This window comes from Providencia sp. PROV130 (assembly GCF_028482225.1).
Taxonomy (GTDB): Bacteria; Pseudomonadota; Gammaproteobacteria; order Enterobacterales; family Enterobacteriaceae; genus Providencia; species Providencia rettgeri.
In genome coordinates, this window is record NZ_JAMPQC010000005.1 from 347,163 (window position 1) to 364,169 (window position 17,007).

The 17,007-nt window shown below is 43.4% G+C and carries 11 protein-coding genes; 7 read left to right on the forward strand and 4 right to left on the reverse strand.

The features are described 5' to 3' along the window. Window positions 1-383 precede the first annotated feature (383 nt). Window positions 384-2,051, forward strand: coding sequence for an energy-dependent translational throttle protein EttA (gene ettA, locus PSF28_RS05475; RefSeq protein WP_004914750.1), 1,668 nt, complete (start codon window positions 384-386; stop codon window positions 2,049-2,051). A gap of 192 nt (window positions 2,052-2,243) precedes the next feature. Here the strand turns inward: ettA and nadR are convergent, their stop codons facing one another. The 3 genes from nadR to serB form a co-directional block, all read right to left on the reverse strand. Next, window positions 2,244-3,479 carry a multifunctional transcriptional regulator/nicotinamide-nucleotide adenylyltransferase/ribosylnicotinamide kinase NadR gene (gene nadR, locus PSF28_RS05480; protein ID WP_210838172.1) on the reverse strand — a complete coding sequence of 412 codons (1,236 nt, stop codon included), beginning with the start codon at window positions 3,477-3,479 and terminating at the stop codon, window positions 2,244-2,246. A 29-nt stretch (window positions 3,480-3,508) separates the two neighbouring features. Then, on the reverse strand, window positions 3,509-4,894 hold the full coding sequence (gene radA, locus PSF28_RS05485) for a DNA repair protein RadA (protein ID WP_210838169.1): 1,386 nt from the start codon (window positions 4,892-4,894) through the stop codon (window positions 3,509-3,511). Between the two features lie 215 nt (window positions 4,895-5,109). Then, window positions 5,110-6,087 (reverse strand): phosphoserine phosphatase, encoded by a 978-nt coding sequence (gene serB, locus PSF28_RS05490; RefSeq protein ID WP_004914755.1) that lies wholly within the window; start codon window positions 6,085-6,087, stop codon window positions 5,110-5,112. Window positions 6,088-6,309: 222 nt separating this feature from the next. On the opposite strand from serB, the gene PSF28_RS05495 reads away from it, so the two are divergent. Beyond that, window positions 6,310-7,053 carry an AhpA/YtjB family protein gene (locus PSF28_RS05495; RefSeq protein WP_442958800.1) on the forward strand — a complete coding sequence of 248 codons (744 nt, stop codon included), beginning with the start codon at window positions 6,310-6,312 and terminating at the stop codon, window positions 7,051-7,053. 26 nt (window positions 7,054-7,079) lie between these two features. Here PSF28_RS05495 and PSF28_RS05500 read toward each other — a convergent pair whose 3' ends face one another. Further along, on the reverse strand, window positions 7,080-7,862 hold the full coding sequence (locus PSF28_RS05500) for an energy transducer TonB (protein ID WP_210838162.1): 783 nt from the start codon (window positions 7,860-7,862) through the stop codon (window positions 7,080-7,082). 179 nt (window positions 7,863-8,041) lie between these two features. Between PSF28_RS05500 and PSF28_RS05505 the strand changes: the two genes are divergently transcribed. The 5 genes from PSF28_RS05505 (at window position 8,042) to PSF28_RS05525 (ending at window position 17,002) form a co-directional block, all read left to right on the forward strand. Next, window positions 8,042-8,578, forward strand: coding sequence for an RNA polymerase sigma factor (locus tag PSF28_RS05505; RefSeq protein ID WP_115168249.1), 537 nt, complete (start codon window positions 8,042-8,044; stop codon window positions 8,576-8,578). Continuing rightward, on the forward strand, window positions 8,578-9,564 hold the full coding sequence (locus PSF28_RS05510) for a FecR family protein (protein ID WP_210838160.1): 987 nt from the start codon (window positions 8,578-8,580) through the stop codon (window positions 9,562-9,564). The genes PSF28_RS05505 and PSF28_RS05510 overlap by 1 nt, the downstream gene beginning before the upstream one ends. 117 nt (window positions 9,565-9,681) lie before the next feature. Further along, window positions 9,682-12,447, forward strand: coding sequence for a secretin and TonB N-terminal domain-containing protein (locus PSF28_RS05515; RefSeq protein WP_272684753.1), 2,766 nt, complete (start codon window positions 9,682-9,684; stop codon window positions 12,445-12,447). A 69-nt stretch (window positions 12,448-12,516) separates the two neighbouring features. Continuing rightward, on the forward strand, window positions 12,517-14,223 hold the full coding sequence (locus PSF28_RS05520) for an ABC transporter ATP-binding protein/permease (RefSeq protein ID WP_272684754.1): 1,707 nt from the start codon (window positions 12,517-12,519) through the stop codon (window positions 14,221-14,223). Beyond that, complete coding sequence (locus PSF28_RS05525; protein WP_272684755.1) at window positions 14,213-17,002, forward strand: M16 family metallopeptidase; 2,790 nt, start codon at window positions 14,213-14,215, stop codon at window positions 17,000-17,002. Before PSF28_RS05520 ends, PSF28_RS05525 begins: the two co-directional genes overlap by 11 nt. The last annotated feature ends 5 nt before the right edge of the window (window positions 17,003-17,007 follow it).

Sequence of the window (17,007 nt, forward strand, 5' to 3'; positions counted from 1 at the left end):
CCAAATAATTCGAGTTGCAGGTAGGCGACAAGCGAAGATAGACGGAGAGCATAGATAAACTATGTGGCTCGACTAGCCTAGCGCTACAACTTGAAGGATTACACGTATATTAAACATATATCAATAATGTTAATGCTACCGAAAGTTTTTATTTAGTAACAGCGGAGAGTTCTTGAATTTTTCGACTTTACAGTCTTTTACTTTATATTTATTAGGTTTTTACTCTCGAGTTAACGCAGATAGCCTAGACCATCACATACGCAATCAGGTATAGTTCATACCAAAATATTTATTGTTGTTTATCCAATCGCAGTAGGTCATGTATTCCTACTGCATAGAAATAGAAAATTAAAATTCCCTTTATAAATCAAAAGGTAAATAAATTGGCTCAATACGTTTATAGTATGTATCGGGTTGGAAAAATTGTTCCACCGAAACGTCATATTTTAAAAAATATCTCTCTGAGCTTCTTTCCGGGGGCTAAGATCGGTGTTTTAGGTCTTAATGGTGCAGGTAAATCAACATTACTGCGTATTATGGCGGGTATTGATACCGATATCGAAGGTGAAGCACGTCCACAACCCGGTTTGAAAATCGGTTATCTTCCGCAAGAACCTAAGTTAAATCTTGAGCATACTGTCCGTGAAGCCGTTGAAGAAGCGGTTAGCGAAGTGAAAAATGCATTAACTCGTTTAGATGAAGTTTATGCGGCTTACGCGGAAGAAGGTGCAGACTTCGATAAACTCGCGAAAGAGCAAGGCGAGTTAGAAGCGATTATTTCAGCGCAAGATGGCCATAATTTAGATAACCAATTAGAGCGTGCGGCGGATGCACTGCGCCTGCCAGCTTGGGATGCTAAAATCGAAAATCTCTCTGGGGGTGAACGCCGTCGTGTGGCAATTTGCCGCTTACTGCTCGAAAAGCCTGATATGCTACTGCTCGATGAGCCAACCAACCACTTGGATGCTGAGTCTGTCGCTTGGTTAGAGCGTTTCTTACACGACTACGAAGGAACTGTTGTGGCTATAACGCATGACCGTTACTTCTTAGATAACGTTGCGGGTTGGATCCTCGAACTTGACCGTGGTGAAGGTATTCCTTGGGAAGGTAACTACTCTTCTTGGCTTGAGCAAAAAGATGAGCGTTTGGCACAAGAAGCCTCTACAGAAGCTGCTCGCCGTAAGTCTATCGAGAAAGAACTTGAGTGGATCCGCCAAAATCCAAAAGGCCGTCAAGCTAAAGGTAAAGCGCGTTTGGCTCGCTTTGAAGAACTCAATAGCGTTGAATATCAAAAACGTAACGAAACTAGCGAACTGTTTATTCCACCTGGACCGCGTTTAGGGGATAAAGTTATCGAGGTTGAAAACCTAAGTAAATCTTATGGTGACCGCGTTCTGATTGATAACCTGAATTTTTCAATTCCAAAAGGGGCAATAGTCGGGATTATCGGCCCTAACGGTGCGGGTAAATCCACCCTGTTCCGTATGATTTCAGGCCAAGAGCAACCGGATTCAGGCTCAATCACGTTAGGTGATACCGTAAAAATTGCTTCTGTTGACCAGTTCCGTGATGCGATGGATGACAGCAAAACTGTCTGGGAAGAAATTTCTAACGGCCAAGATATCATGCGTATTGGTAACTTTGAAATTCCAAGCCGTGCCTATGTGGGCCGCTTTAACTTTAAAGGCGTTGATCAAGGTAAACGCGTTGGTGAGTTATCAGGTGGTGAACGCGGCCGTTTACACTTAGCTAAACTACTGCAAGTGGGCGGTAACGTACTGTTACTCGATGAACCAACCAACGACCTCGACGTAGAAACTTTACGTGCGTTGGAAAACGCCCTGTTAGAATTCCCGGGCTGCGCCATGGTTATTTCCCATGACCGTTGGTTCCTTGACCGTATTGCAACTCATATTATTGATTACCAAGACGAAGGTAATATTACGTTCTTCGAAGGTAACTTCTCTGAATATGAAGATTACAAAAAACGGACGTTAGGCGCGGAAGCACTGCAGCCGCACCGGATGAAGTATAAGCGTATGACCAAATAAATCCCTGTCATAATTTCGGATTATAGCGGTGTTGGCTGCGCTCGTGAGCCCTAGTCACATACTAATGTATGCTCCTAGGGACTCACTCCCTTGCCGCCTACCTATAATCCAAATTATTTAAGGGATAGGTAGAGTAATAGAGTGTAGTAAAATAAAAATGGCACCTAATGATGCCGTTTTTATTGGATAATTTTATAAATCATCTAGCATCAATAGCTGCTGAACGAGGGTGACACACTCCAAGAAGCGCGTATCGTAATCAGAGGATTCCACACGTACAAATTCAATATTGTTTTTCTTAAGCATTTCAATCAATAAGTCTTGGAAAGCTTTTCGGTCCTTATCGCTCCCCAAGCTTCTTAAACCATCTGCCACCCAAGGGGTGTTATTCTCTAAAACTATTACCAAATCGAATCGGTATTCGTCTATCAATGCCTGAACAAATGGATGCTCTTTGCCTTCATAGCGCAAACAAAAGGCTTGAGTCGTGACAAAGTCGGTATCAATAAATGCAACTTTATTTGCATATTTCACTGCGAAATCAATGTACTGCGCATGCCCTAATGCAATTTTGTCGTAGTCAGAATATTGCAAAGCCATCTCATCACCACCTAAGTGGCTAAACACATAATCACGGCCATATTCCCATGCGCTGGATGTATTGAAAATATTCGCTAACTTATTGACTAACGTCGATTTACCACTTGACTCCCCACCGAGAATGGCGACTTTACGCACAAAGAAGGGTTTGACTTCCGTTGGGATATATTCCCAATAACGAAACGGCGCTTGGCGAATTTGGTTACCGCTAATATTCATAAACGTACGTTCAGGGTCAATCAAAATGGTTTCGATACCTAAGTATTTTTTATAGCGCGGAGCGTCATTCGCTTCCCCTGAATAAATAAAACTTGGGTTAATATTATGCTTTTTCAAAAAGCCTTTCATTCCGTCACTCCACACTTCCCAACCGTGTGGATACGGCTCTATGCCATTTTCATCAAATGAGTGAATATGAATATTTTTTTGATATTTAAAGGTTTGTAATAACCACCGTAAACGGTCACTTACTGTGGGCTGTTGAGACATAGAACTGTTAACAAACAAGTCCTTATCACGGGGCTCATCATGGCAGAGAATAACGTGAAGTTCATCCACTTGGCTGCACGCCCGCTGAATCAAATAAATATGCCCTGTATGTAATGGATAAAATTTGCCGAACACTACCCCAATCGTTTTTTGCTGGTTTGGGTATTCAAGACCTAAAAAGCGATGAAGGGCGGCAATCTTTTGTGCGCTGGGGCTTTTAATTTTGTCGTTAATCAATTGGCTGAGATAGCCTTTGGTCATATCTGTCGCATCCGCAACTTGCTGGAGCGTATACCCTGCCCGTTTAATTGCGTTTTTAAGATAGTCAAATTCAGCCATGTATTTTCCTTTTACCCTAAATTAAAAGCTTATAACTCATCCAAAATACTTAATGCGTCTGCTAATTTCTTCACACCATACACTTTCATGTCGGGTGGTGATTTTTTGGGCATATTCGCATGAGGCACGATAGCGCGTTTAAAACCATGTTTTGCTGCTTCAGAGATACGTTCTTGCCCACTTGGAACTGGACGAATTTCCCCTGCGAGCCCAACTTCACCAAATACCACCAGATCACGGGGTAATGGACGGTCGCGGAAGCTGGAAACGAGGGAAAGTAACAGTGCTAAGTCAGCACTAGTTTCTGTGACTTTAACGCCCCCCACAACATTAACAAAAACATCTTGGTCTGACATTTGCAAACCACCGTGGCGGTGTAATACGGCCAATAAAATGGCTAAACGGTTTTGTTCAAGCCCGACCGCAACACGCCGTGGATTCGACATCATAGAATGGTCGACGAGCGCTTGGATTTCCACCAGCAGCGGTCTTGTTCCCTCCCAAACTACCATTACCGAACTACCTGATGTGATTTCATCACCACGGCTTAAGAAGATTGCTGAGGGGTTACTCACTTCTTTGAGCCCTTGTTCTGTCATGGCAAACACGCCTAATTCATTGACCGCCCCGAAACGGTTCTTATGGCTACGTAAGGTACGGAAGCGGTTATCCGCATCGCCATCTAGCATAATAGAGCAGTCAATACAATGTTCGAGGACTTTTGGCCCTGCCAATGAGCCATCTTTGGTGACGTGACCGACCATAATGATGGCCACTCCGCGCGTTTTCGCAAAACGGGTAAGATAAGCCGCGGTTTCCCTGACTTGTGCCACACTGCCCGGTGATGATTGAATATCGGCCATATGCATCACTTGGATAGAGTCTATTACCATCAGTTTGGGCTGCTCTTGCTCCGCAGTTAAGCAAATTTGCTCAATACTGGTTTCTGACAACATATTGAGTGAGTCAGTCGGTAGCCCTAAACGGTGGGCTCGCATCGCCACTTGTTGAAGAGACTCTTCCCCTGTCACATACAAGGTTTTCATTTCACGCGATAACAAGCACATGGTTTGTAGCAATAAGGTACTTTTACCCGCTCCCGGGTTCCCCCCAATGAGGATGGCACTACCTGGTACGACTCCGCCACCGAGTACGCGGTCAAACTCTTTAAAACCGGTGGTAAAACGAGGCAGTTCTTCGAGGCTGATTTCAGATAATTTCTGAACCTTACTGACCCCAGCCGCATTTCCTGCATAGCCCGTTAAGCGGTCAGTACGCGATGCAGAGCTTGTTGAGGCCAGACGCACTTCCGTAATGGTATTCCATGCATGGCACGCACTGCATTGCCCTTGCCAACGCGGATAATCTGCCCCGCAATCATTACAGACAAACGCCCTTTTAACCCCTTTCGCCACAGCAAACTCCTCTGAAAATTATTCTGTATTACAACCGACGAACCACAGTACTCTAAATTTTCTTAAAATTTTGAATACTAATTTAGCTTAATATTCAAAATAGTTCGGGTTGTGGCTAGGCGGCAAAAGAGGATGTCTTGGGGAGCATACACAAGTATGTGACCCAAGCAGCCGAGTGCAGCCAACACCGCCACAGCACGAAATATGAAGAATATTTAGCGTTCTTCGTGTTTGAGGCCCCCGCTCAACACACACATCACCCCCATCAGATCTGCATGACGAATAGCGACCTTCGCCCTTGCATACACCTTTGGTTTCGCATGATACGCAATACCCAGCCCCGCTTTACGGATCATCTTCAGGTCATTTGCCCCATCACCGATCGCCACCGTTTGTTCAATGGGAATTTCCAGTTTTTCAGCCAATTTAACCAAGGTTTGCGCTTTATATTTCGCATCTACAATTGGGCCTTTAACTTTGCCCGTTAACTTGCCATTTTTGACTTCAAGTTGATTAGCAACCGCTGCCACAAGTTTCAAACGCTGTTGCAAGTTATTAGCAAAGAAAGTAAAGCCACCAGATGCTATCGCAATGTGCCAATTCATCGCTTGTAACTTACGTACGAGGTTCGTTAAGCCCGGCATTAAAGGCAATGTTTCCATCACTTGGTCAAGAATAGCGGCATCAGCGCCTTCAAGTAAGCTGACTCTTGCTCGTAAACTTTCCGTAAAATCGAGTTCCCCTAGCATGGCTCGCTCGGTCACTTCTGCAACCTGCTCTCCCACCCCTGCTAAGCGAGCAATTTCATCGATACATTCAATCTGAATGGCGGTCGAGTCCATATCCATCAGTAATAGGCCCGGTGAACGCAAACGTGGTATTTGCCCTAATGGCACCACATCTAATAAACATTCGTCAGCGAGTTTTTTAATTCGAGGTGTAATACTTCCAGCGATCCTGACTACTTGGTAATCATCAATACGCCATGAAGATACAATCACAATAGCGATCCCTAATCGCTGTTGGAAATTACTGATCCGCGCTTTATCTAAGCCGCGGCCATATAGTAACCACCCACTGTCACCTGCACGATAATCCAATGGCATCACTTCTTCACCACTTAACGACAATGGCAACCCCGGCCATTTTTGGATTTCGTCGGGTAGATAACAATAGGTCAAACTCGTTGACATGAAAATTAGCTCCTGTAATCGAAAAAACTTTTTTATAATGATAAGTTGCGAGCAGCCGAACGAAGCCACTATACTCAATTTTAAGGCTTTGTGACCTTATGTGTTTACTGCTAAAACTGAAGATAATCCCATACTACCTGAAGTATAACGACATTTTTATACTCAAAATAAGTCGAGAGCACCAATAAAGCAATGAAACTTACCTTTAGGCTCCACAAAACAGTGATTATCGTTATCTGCGTTGCGCTGGTAACCTTACTGATGCATGGTATTTCTTATTTAGGAAATAGCCAAAACCAAGGCAGAATTGAGCAATTTAAACAATTGACTTATGTTCTTGCTGAACAAGTCGCCTTCAGCTTATCTGATTATATTGTTCCAGGCAGTAAAGATTTTAACTTAGAGCGCATTAATGCCAATTTAAATAACGTGGTGAAAGATAGGTATATTTTAGATGCCAGTATTTATACCGCTAGCGGCACATTGGTCACTCAAGTCGGAGAGCCTACCACGGTAAAAGAACGGCTCGCCATAGATGACAGCTCATCACTACAAAACTTTCAATACCAGCTTGTTGTTCCCATCCAAGGTACAAAAGAGCCAAAAGGCTATTTACGCTTGACGATTGATACAGAGCTCCTTTCAGCCGAAATTCAACAAGCAGATAACAGTACCAATGTATTGCGAATTTTTATTCTACTTTCTTTGTGTATTGGTTTCGTTTTAGCGAATACATTACTGCGTTTAAAGAAAAAGAAAGGCCACAAGCAAGCGCCTCCACTTGTCGTTAATACAGAGGAAAATCAAGATGATAATGGAGATGACAACAGTAATGAAGATGGCAAGCAAGAGAACAAAGGGACGCCAGCTACTAAGCCAGCACGTTTGAAACGAAAGAAAGAACCTCGACCTTATCGCCCTAAACGGCCTGCCCCAAAAAATAAGCCAAGCTCATCTGATAAATAGCCCTAAAAAGGGCTATTGAGTTAAATTTAAATAGAGGTTGTATCAAACACGATTGGTGCAATAAACTCGACCCGGCCATCGACTAGTAATGTCTCTGGTGGCACAGGAAAAGGCGCAGCACGTGAAATGGTTGCCAATGCTTCTTTATCCAGTATTTTCGTACCGGATGAATTCAATAAACTGGCAGCAATAACCTCACCTTTCTTGTCCAAAACCACACGAATATGAGAGACCCCAGTTGAGCGGAAACGCAGTGCTGCACGTGGATAGCGTTTGGTTTTGGCTATCCGCTGATGAACCTCACTTTGCCAACCTTGGTGCCCACTCACTGCCGCAGACGCATTACTGGAAAAATTCGCACTGCTACTGGATTCGCTCCCTGATGCAGGGGCGGAAGTTACCGTCGACTCCTGCATGGTAACAGGTGCTTCTTCGATGACTTTTTTCTCTTGTGGAATTTTCTTTTTCGGTGGTCGTTTTTTCTCACTGACTTTCGTCAATGTGCCATTATCTACGATCGCAGTTTCAGGTAATTTATCCACCTTTTCAACAACTTCAGGCAATGATTCCTCACGTGTCGTCATTTGTTGTTTAGGGGCATGATTGATTTCAGGCTCAGCCTGCTGTTCAAGCTGATAAACACCCAGCTGCAACGAGATAGCGGGTGGTAATACCCCAGTCTTAGGAATTGAAGAGGTAAACCATCCGATAAAAATGATTGCCAGTGTTCCATGGAAAAGACAACTTAAAACCAAACCGCCTAGTGGACGGAAAATCGGGCGCTCTAACTGACCCGTCATACTGCTCATATTCTGCCTCACGACTTTATTTTTTGCAGATTATAGGCATAATACAAACAAAAATGATATTCATTATTATTAGTAAAAACGCAATTATTAAAATAAATTATTGATTTAAATAAAAAAGTAATCTGAGCAGATTATTAATCAGCACAATAGTGCTCTTTTATGACATTAACACCAGTAAAATGACTATTGATAAATCTCTTGCCCGTAAAATTAGCGGTGCGTATCAGTCAACATATAGCCAACTTGTGCGCTTTTTCCGCAGTCGGCTAGATAACAGCAATGATGCTGATGATTTATCACAGGATGTGTTTACACTATGGCTAAACCGTAAAGAACAAACGCCTGTAAAAGAGAGCCGCGCTTATCTGTTTAAAATTGCGAATCATGTTTTGATTGACCATTGGCGACGTAACCAACGCCAAACTAAATCAGAGACATCCATTGATGACGTTACTCATGAGCCACATTTTGAACAGAGCCAAGCTGATCCTAGTGAAATCTTGGAACATCAGCAACGGATCCAACGGCTGAGCGAAGCACTTGAAACGTTACCCCCCCGTCGACGAGAAGCATTTTTGCTGTATCGTTTTGATGGCTTATCTCAAAGTGAGATTGCTGAGCGAATGGAAATTTCAATCAGTATGGTGGAAAAACATATTGCGGCAGCGCTTGTTCACTGTAAAAAACACCTTGATAATCAGGGCAATAATTCGTAATGACACACGACTCTTTGCAAACATCAGATGATGAAAGCCGCATTGATGAAGAAGCCGCGCTGTGGTTTACCCGCATGCATAGCCAACGCATCAATGCCCTTGAAACTGAGCAATTCAAACAATGGGTTGCAGCATCACCTGAACATGCAAAAGCGTATGATGCCATTGCTGAGCTATGGCGTGATTTTGATGATATGCCGCGCCCTGCTAGCACAATAATTCCGAAAGAAAAACGCCCTTTTTTTCGCTTATGGCGCCCTTTGGGCAATACCTTAGCGGCATTTTTTATTGCAGCTATTTTGTTTTTGCCTTACAGCCACTTGCCTGCGATGTTACTCAATAATATGACGTTAGTGGCAACGGATACGCCTAAAGAAGTCACATTGCCTGATGGTTCCCAGCTGTTTCTTAACCGCAATACCCGTATTCATGTCGCCTATGAAACTCCAGTGCGTAACCTGTACCTAGAACAGGGAAATGTTTACTTTAAAGTCAAATCCAACCCTTATCGCCCTTTTGTTGTTCAAGCTGATAACCGGCGAATTCAAGTGGTAGGAACCGAATTTGAAGTTAACAAAGTGGCTCAGCAAGTTGCTGTGAATGTCAGCCAAGGCATTGTCAGCTTTGAAGATGCCGCAAGCAAACAACCCGTTTTCCTACTTGCTGGTGACAGTGCAGTCAGTCAGTCGCCGAACAGCCCAATCGCTCGCCAACACATCAACCCGCTAGATGTGGCTCGTTGGCGTTTTGGTGAGTTTGTTTTTGTTGATAAACCACTTTCAGAAGTCCTCGACGAACTTAAAAACTACTCATCGATAAATATCGAGCTTTCTCCCGCTCAATTAGCGAAGAGTAAAATCTCAGGTCGCATCAATACCCATCAGCCAGAACAGTTTTTTCAGGCCCTTCCTTCATTACTTCCGGTACAAGTCGTCTATCGCGATAAAAATAACGTATTGATTATCCAAAACAAAAAAAATAAATAAAAAATATTTTCATTTGCAGGTGAGGATAATTCTCATTTCACCCTCTTCTTAACTAGTCATCATTTTGCTGACCTATTTTCGCACGCTTTTTGTGCAGCTTAAGAATAAGGGATAACCATGTCTATTCAGTTTACTCAAAGCCGATTAAGGCCGCTCGCCCTTGCTATTGCGGTGAGTAGCGCCATTGTTTGTCAGTCTGCATCAGCACAAGAACTCGCATTTTCACTACCAGAACAATCACTGGATAAATCCGTTGCTGAAATTAGCCGCCAAGGGCAAATCCAATTGATTTATGATAAAGGTCAGTTAAATGGCTTACGCGCACCGGCCTTGTCTGGCAACTACTCCGCACAAACCGCATTACAAAAAATACTCATCGGTAGCGGTTTAGAGCTAGTCAATGAAAATGGCGTTTTCGTTATTCGTCAGCAAAATTTAAGCCAAGGCACATTGGTATTACCGGAAACTCAAGTCTCTGGCGTTGTTCAGAACCATCCTGCGACAGATGTTATGTCAGCACCGCAATATGTAACGTCAGAAGAGATTAGCCAGAAAAATACCGGTGATGGCAATATCACCGATTTAATGAAAACTAACCCTGCTGTCCAATTTGCAAACAATGACAGTAACTCGATGAACCAAGGGGAAATCAAGCCTTCCCGCATTTCAATCCACGGCTCAAGCAGCTACCAAAATGCTTATCGCCTTGATGGTGTTAGTTTTAACAATGATTTTGACCCCGCAGATAGTGGTCTCGGCGAAACAGCGACCCGTCTGAGCAGTAGCGACCAAGGGATCTACATCGATAGCCGTCTGATCGACAGCATGACAGTGTATGACAATAACATTCCTGTCGAATTCGGTGGGTTCACAGGGGGAACTGTTGAAGTCAATAGCCGCCGCTGGCAAGGGGAAAATAGTGCCCATGCCTATTACCGCTTAACTCGCTCCGGTTGGAATAACCTGTTCCACGATTCATCACAAAGCATCGATACCACTAAAAATGATACGGCTAACCCTGCGCGTTTCCAAAACCGCTACGATAAAAATGACTTTGGTGGCTGGTTTGAATTAGGGGTGAGTGAAAATTCAGGGCTCGTATTCTCGGCCTCACGTCGTAGTTCGACTATCCCGATGACGCTCGCCAATGATGGCGCCGCAATGATCAATGGCGATGGTGAATTGGAAATGACGGATGGTCTAACTGGAAAAAAAGATCAAAAAAGGATTTCTGATAACTACTTTTTGAAATATACCATTGATCTCTCTGATAAAAGCTCCTTAGATCTTTCTACAAACTATGCTGATTATGATAGCCGCTTATTTACTTCCACTATCATGAATTCAGGCTATGACAGTACACATAAAGGTTTAGGTTTTACAGGCGTTTTCAAACATCAATTTGAAGTTGGTCAGTTAGAACTAACAGCAAGTACTCAGCAACTAAAAGATGAACGGGTCAATGACCAAAATTATTATGTCGAAGTTCTTGCAATGGACTCTGACTATAACTGGGATAACCGGAAATACCTACGTAGTGGTGGACAAGGTGATTTAATCTCTGAACAAAATAGCCAAACAGCAAAAGCAGTTATGAGATTCACCTCAATGGAAGATGGGTTAGGTATTACGCATAAACCGACTATTGGTAGTGAGCTCAGCTATACTAAAGGGACATATAAACGAGATAGTGATTTTTATCGTTATAACTATTCAGGCGTCATTGACAAAAATGATTATTGGAATGGCCAACTTGCCAATGTCACTCGGTTCCAAGCAGGTAAGCACTCTGCAGATTACACTAACTACGCATTATTTCTTGATGACAACTTACAATATGGCAAATTAACACTACGTCCAGGCATTCGTTTAGATCGTGATGACTTTGTGAGTCGCACAAATATTGCCCCTCGACTTTCTGGTTCATATGACATTTTTGGCGACAACTCAACGTTATTGATCGCTGGTGCTAACCGTTATTATGGCCGTTCAATGCTAACCTATGCCTTATATGGTGCACAAAATGCAGGTATGCAAAACTGTAATTGGGGCTGTTCATTAGATCCAAATTTAAACGATTGGGATAACCAAAAAGATTACGAAGGCATAGATTCACTAAAAACACCATATAATGATGAACTTACCCTTGCCTTACAACAAGAAATCCTTTCAACCACATGGCGTCTACAATATGTACACCGTGAAGGGTATGACGAAGTCAGAACTCGTACCAAATATGACACCCGTGATGCTGATAAACGTAGTATTCGGATGTACGACAATGGCGGCCGTAGCTCACACGATACCGTAACCCTTTCCGTTAATAACAGCCAACCTTGGGAGTGGGCAGATGCTTCCCATGTAATGACAGCATCACTTACATGGCAACAAAGTGAAAGTAATACCCCGAAAGATTCGGGTTATAACTCATTTGACCCAGCCAATAAAGTCAATCTAAACAAAGTTTGGTATGACGGCAAAATTATTGACGCATCAAAATTGCCTTCAACCAGCTTTAACTCTCCGTTCAAATTTAACTTAGAACTGACCAGTGTTTGGGACGATTATGACCTAACTTGGTACAACCGCCTACAATGGTGGGGAGCCCGAGACCAAGCAGTTCGCTACGATAACGCCTACGCAGTCGACCCTGAATATGGACAAGTTCGTAAGTACACCAAGCAGCATTTCTCCAGTAAATATACGTGGGATACCCGTCTTGGCTGGAAACCTGAATTCGCTCACGGTTTTGGCTTCTCAGTCGAAGTGAACAATATCCTTAACAATAAAAATGTTGCTGACCGCTTTGTCTTTGAAGACCGAGTATTGAAGTCCTACGATCCGGGCCGTCAGTTCTGGTTACAAGTCAATTACGACCTGTAATCCACCAGCAATGTGAGCAATTTAAAAAATATAAGCCATTAAAATAAAACAACAAATGAATAAAACGTCATGAAGACACTGAAACAATTTTTCTATTTAGTAAAACCTTTTTGGGGGCAGCGTGCTGCCCTTTTGTGCTGGATACTGCTGTTTGCCTCACTCGGGCTCACGTTGTCCTCGGTTTGGTTCAACGTCAAAATGAACATGTGGAATGGGGATTTTTATAACGCCCTACAAAAACTCGACGGCCAAGCGCTGTATGGCTTATTGCAATACTTTGTGATTTTAGTCAGCGGGCTAATTTTTGTCGTTGTTATGGGTAATTACCTAAAACAAATGCTGATTATCCGCTGGCGCAAAGGCATGACCGAGCAAGTACTTGGCCGTTGGTTATCGCCAAACAGCAAACATTACCTATTAAGGCTGACATCACAAGAGCCAGATAACCCAGACCAACGTATTGCCGAAGATATTCGTTTACTGATTGAATCGACATTAAATTTAGTGGTGACATTCCTCCACTCAATGTTAACGCTGATTTCATTTGCAGCCATTCTTTGGACATTGTCTGGCAGCCTGTCGTTTAATTTTGCTAATAGCGACTGGACCATCCCCGGCTATATGTTCTGGGCCTGTATCATTTACACCTTGATTGGTATCGCCCTCACCCAATGGATAGGTTTTCCGCTACGTCGCTTGCATATGGATAAACAGCGCCGCGAAGCGGATTACCGTAGCTCATTAATTAATTGCCGCCAACATGGTGATGCCATTGCAGGGCAGCGTGGTGAAACTCAAGATAGAAAAGAGCTGATGGGGCGCTTTGGTGAAATTATCAGCAACTGGAACCGCCTGATCCGTTGTGAGCGGAACCTCTCTTTCTACACAGTGGGTTACCAACAAGTCACCGCCTTAGCGCCTGTATTACTCGCACTTCCTAAATTCCTTGCGGGTGAAATTATGTTAGGTGGCTTAATGCAATTGCGCCAAGCCTTTACCAGTGTTGCCACTTCACTCGGTTGGTTTATTTTTGCCTATAAAGAAATCGCCGCATGGCAAGCTACAGTCTCTCGTTTATACAACTTTGTGGTTTTATTGGAAAACGATAACAAAGCGGTGGTTACTATCGACGAAAAATCACCACCTTTGGTCGCTAAATTATCCGTTTCTACCGCAGATAACCGCTGCTTAATTAATTCCGTGAATATAACCGTCAAACAAGGCGAGTTAACCTTGATTAGTGGCCGTTCTGGCATTGGTAAATCTACCTTATTACGCACGCTAAGTGGTCACTGGCCTTTCTTCAACGGCACTATCAGCCGAACAGAAAAAGTAATGTGGATCCCACAACGCCTCTATTTACCAATTAGTCGGCTTGATAGCTTATTGGCTTATCCCAAAGCGACATCCCAATTTAGTCAGCAAGATTTTCAATATGCTTTGATGTTAGTCGGGTTAGAAAAACTGCATCATCAACTCGCACTCGAAACCGATTGGAACAACCGCTTATCTGGTGGGGAACAACAGCGCATTATGTTCGCACGTTTATTGCTCAACCGACCAAAACTACTGTTATTGGATGAAACCACCTCCGCCCTTGATGAAAACAGCGCATTAGAGCTCCTCGCTCTATTGAAAGCTGAGTTGCATGACAGCGCCATTGTTTTGGTTAGCCATCAGAGCTTCGTTGCTCAATTTGCGGAACAACAAATATTGCTCGTTGAACCTGCGAGTGAAAAATCCTTAAATACAGGAACGCCTGAATATGCTTCGTAAAATTACCTTCGCCACACTGGTAAGCATTCTGCTCGGTGGCTGCACAAGCAGCCCATCTGTGAGCCAAAATTCAACCTCGCTATTACCCGTGCGTGGTGACCTGCAACACTATCAACTCGAAAATGGACTGCAAGTTTACCTTCTACAACGCAATCAACCCGGAGTTGAACTGCGTTTGTTGGTCAGTAGTGGTTCACTGCAAGAAAATGAACAGCAACTTGGCCTCGCGCACTTTACTGAACATATGGCGTTTAAAGGCACCAAACATTTTCCGGGAACCACGGGGTTCAAACAGCTTGAACACCAAGGGCTTAAACTCGGTAGCCATGTTAATGCGATCACCAGTTTAAATTCCACACTATATAAATTATCACTCCCTGAAGCCACGACAGCACAAGTCGCCACGGGCTTACAAGTGATGGCTGATTGGGCATCAAATATGACATTTGACCAAGACGCCTTTGAAAAAGAACGCCCTGTCATTGTTGAAGAGTGGCGCTTACGCCAAGGGATGGGCTATCGCATCAATGATAGTTTAGAAAAATTACGTTACCACGGTAGCCGATACGTCGATCGCAACCCGATAGGTTCATTAGATGTGGTACGCAATGCCCCGATTGAGCAAGCAAAAAACTATTATCAAACATGGTATCAACCTCAGCGAATGTCGCTATTAATTATTGGTGATTTCAATAGTTCATCTGTACGCAATCAGGTTGATAATTTATTTTCGCTCCCTAAACCCGAAAAAGTGGCAGAAGATAACCCACAGTGGAAACAATTTGCCCATTCAAACAATATGTTAGTGCAAGGCGTGTTTGATAAAGAGCAAGGGGCGCGTTATGTGCAATTTGCCTTACAAAAGGATGTTAGCGCACCGCTAAATACGCGCTTAGGGCAGTCCGAAGATTTACTCGATAACCTCTGGTTAGCCATTTTAAACCAGCGTTTCTCCGTCATGGTAGATAACGGCGTTTTACCGTCAATTAGCATCAATGAACAAGGGGCAATGTTAGATAACCAGCGCTTACAACAGTTGATGATCATCCACCCCAAAGGCAATGATTACCAAGGTGCGACTGAGATTTTATTTACAGAGCTGCAACGCCTTGCTACTGAGCCAGTTACCCAAGAAGAACTGGATTCTGCAAAGCAAACCATGTTGAAAAAATTTAGCCTGCAAGCCGCTTCAGAACAACGTTACAGCAATGAGTATTTAGCGGGTCAATTGACGACAGCCCTTGAATACGATATGCCAATGTGGAATAAACGCCAACAATTAGACAGTAGCTATCAACTAATCAAAAATGTAAAACCGCAAGATTTACAACAGCATGTTGCAAAATTCCTCCAAGTTGCCTCCCCGCGTTTGGCTTTAATTGGTCCAGATACCGATGCACAATCCGTGGATAAATCAGCATTTAGTACCCAATGGCTCAACGCTCGTCAAAGCTCACCAGGGCCATTTACGTTGCGCTCAAAAGCGATTACCTTGCGTCTGCCTGAAGTGGCAAAAGGCACTATTGTTGAGCAAGCCAAATTACCCGTTGATAAAACAGAGCATTGGATATTAAGCAATGGTATTCAAGTAATTGTTAAAACAGATAAAAACCTGAAAGATGATATTCAATTTAACTTGCAATTACCCGGTGGTCGCTCGTTAGAAACACAACAAACGGCAGGTTTAACCGATTGGGCATTAAAACTTCCTGAAAGCAGCGGTTATGGGAACTACAGCGCTCGCGATCTGGCTTTACTGGCAAAACAAAACCAAATTAGCGTTCGCCCATACAGTGAATTACTCACGCATGGTTTTCGTGGAAAAACCCCTGTCGATAATCTCGAAACAGCTCTACAGCTACTCAACTTGAAGCTAACAGCACCTCAATTTAGTGGCGAAAAACTAGAGCAACAAAAACAATCTTTTGCTTTGAACCTCTCGAAAACGCCGGTAGAACGCACATTCCTCGATAAAATTAACCAAGAAAGCTATAACCATGGTGAATTTTTAGTGATCAATCCGCAGGGTAGCTGGCAACAATTTACGGCTCAACAGTTGCAGCAAGCCAACCGCCAATTACTCACGTCAACAGCAGATATGACACTGGTGATCAGCGGAGCCGTCAGTAACCGTGACCTCAAGCCATTGTTGGAAAAATGGGTCGCATCTTTGCCCGCGACTAACCAAAAACTGGTATCTCGTGACCAAGGGATCATGCCAAAAATGGCCAGCTTTAATAAAACATATCCCATCAGTAGCAGTGATAAAAGCATGGTCAGCATTCAATTCGCCTCACCCGCCGTGTGGAGCCAACAAGATAGCTTAGCAATTCAACTTATTGATACCATTGTGAGCCAACGTCTGCGCGGCGAATTACGTGAAAAAGCCAGCGGGATCTATGCATTAGGTTTTTCACAGATGTTAGCGAAAAAACCGCAACCTTATTACCTCGCTCGCTTGAATTTCACCACGTCACCTGAGCGTGCTGAAGAAATGACGCAAATCGCCCAAAAAACGATTGGGCAAATTCGTCAAACAGGTGTGAGTGAAAAAGAGTTAACCGAAGCAAAAAATATTTGGCTGACAGAAAATTCACAAGTCACTGATAGTTCTAGTTATTGGACTGAAGCGCTGGCTCAAGTTGCCGCCGATGATGGGCAATATCAGCGTTTAAACCAAGAACACGATATTATTCGTCAACTTACGGTTGAGGATATTAACCACTTGGCTCGTCAGTATTTAGGGCGAAATTCAAAAGTATTTATGATGACGCCTTGATATCA

Excerpts from the sequence above, each read along its gene's own strand:
- nadR (WP_210838172.1), bottom strand. The coding sequence starts at position 3,479 with ATGGCTGAATTTGACTATCTTAAAAACGCAATTAAACGGGCAGGGTAT.
- serB (WP_004914755.1), bottom strand. The coding sequence starts at position 6,087 with ATGTCAACGAGTTTGACCTATTGTTATCTACCCGACGAAATCCAAAAA.
- PSF28_RS05500 (WP_210838162.1), bottom strand. The coding sequence starts at position 7,862 with ATGAGCAGTATGACGGGTCAGTTAGAGCGCCCGATTTTCCGTCCACTA.
- PSF28_RS05505 (WP_115168249.1), top strand. The coding sequence starts at position 8,042 with ATGACTATTGATAAATCTCTTGCCCGTAAAATTAGCGGTGCGTATCAG.
- PSF28_RS05510 (WP_210838160.1), top strand. The coding sequence starts at position 8,578 with ATGACACACGACTCTTTGCAAACATCAGATGATGAAAGCCGCATTGAT.
- PSF28_RS05515 (WP_272684753.1), top strand. The coding sequence starts at position 9,682 with ATGTCTATTCAGTTTACTCAAAGCCGATTAAGGCCGCTCGCCCTTGCT.
- PSF28_RS05520 (WP_272684754.1), top strand. The coding sequence starts at position 12,517 with ATGAAGACACTGAAACAATTTTTCTATTTAGTAAAACCTTTTTGGGGG.
- PSF28_RS05525 (WP_272684755.1), top strand. The coding sequence starts at position 14,213 with ATGCTTCGTAAAATTACCTTCGCCACACTGGTAAGCATTCTGCTCGGT.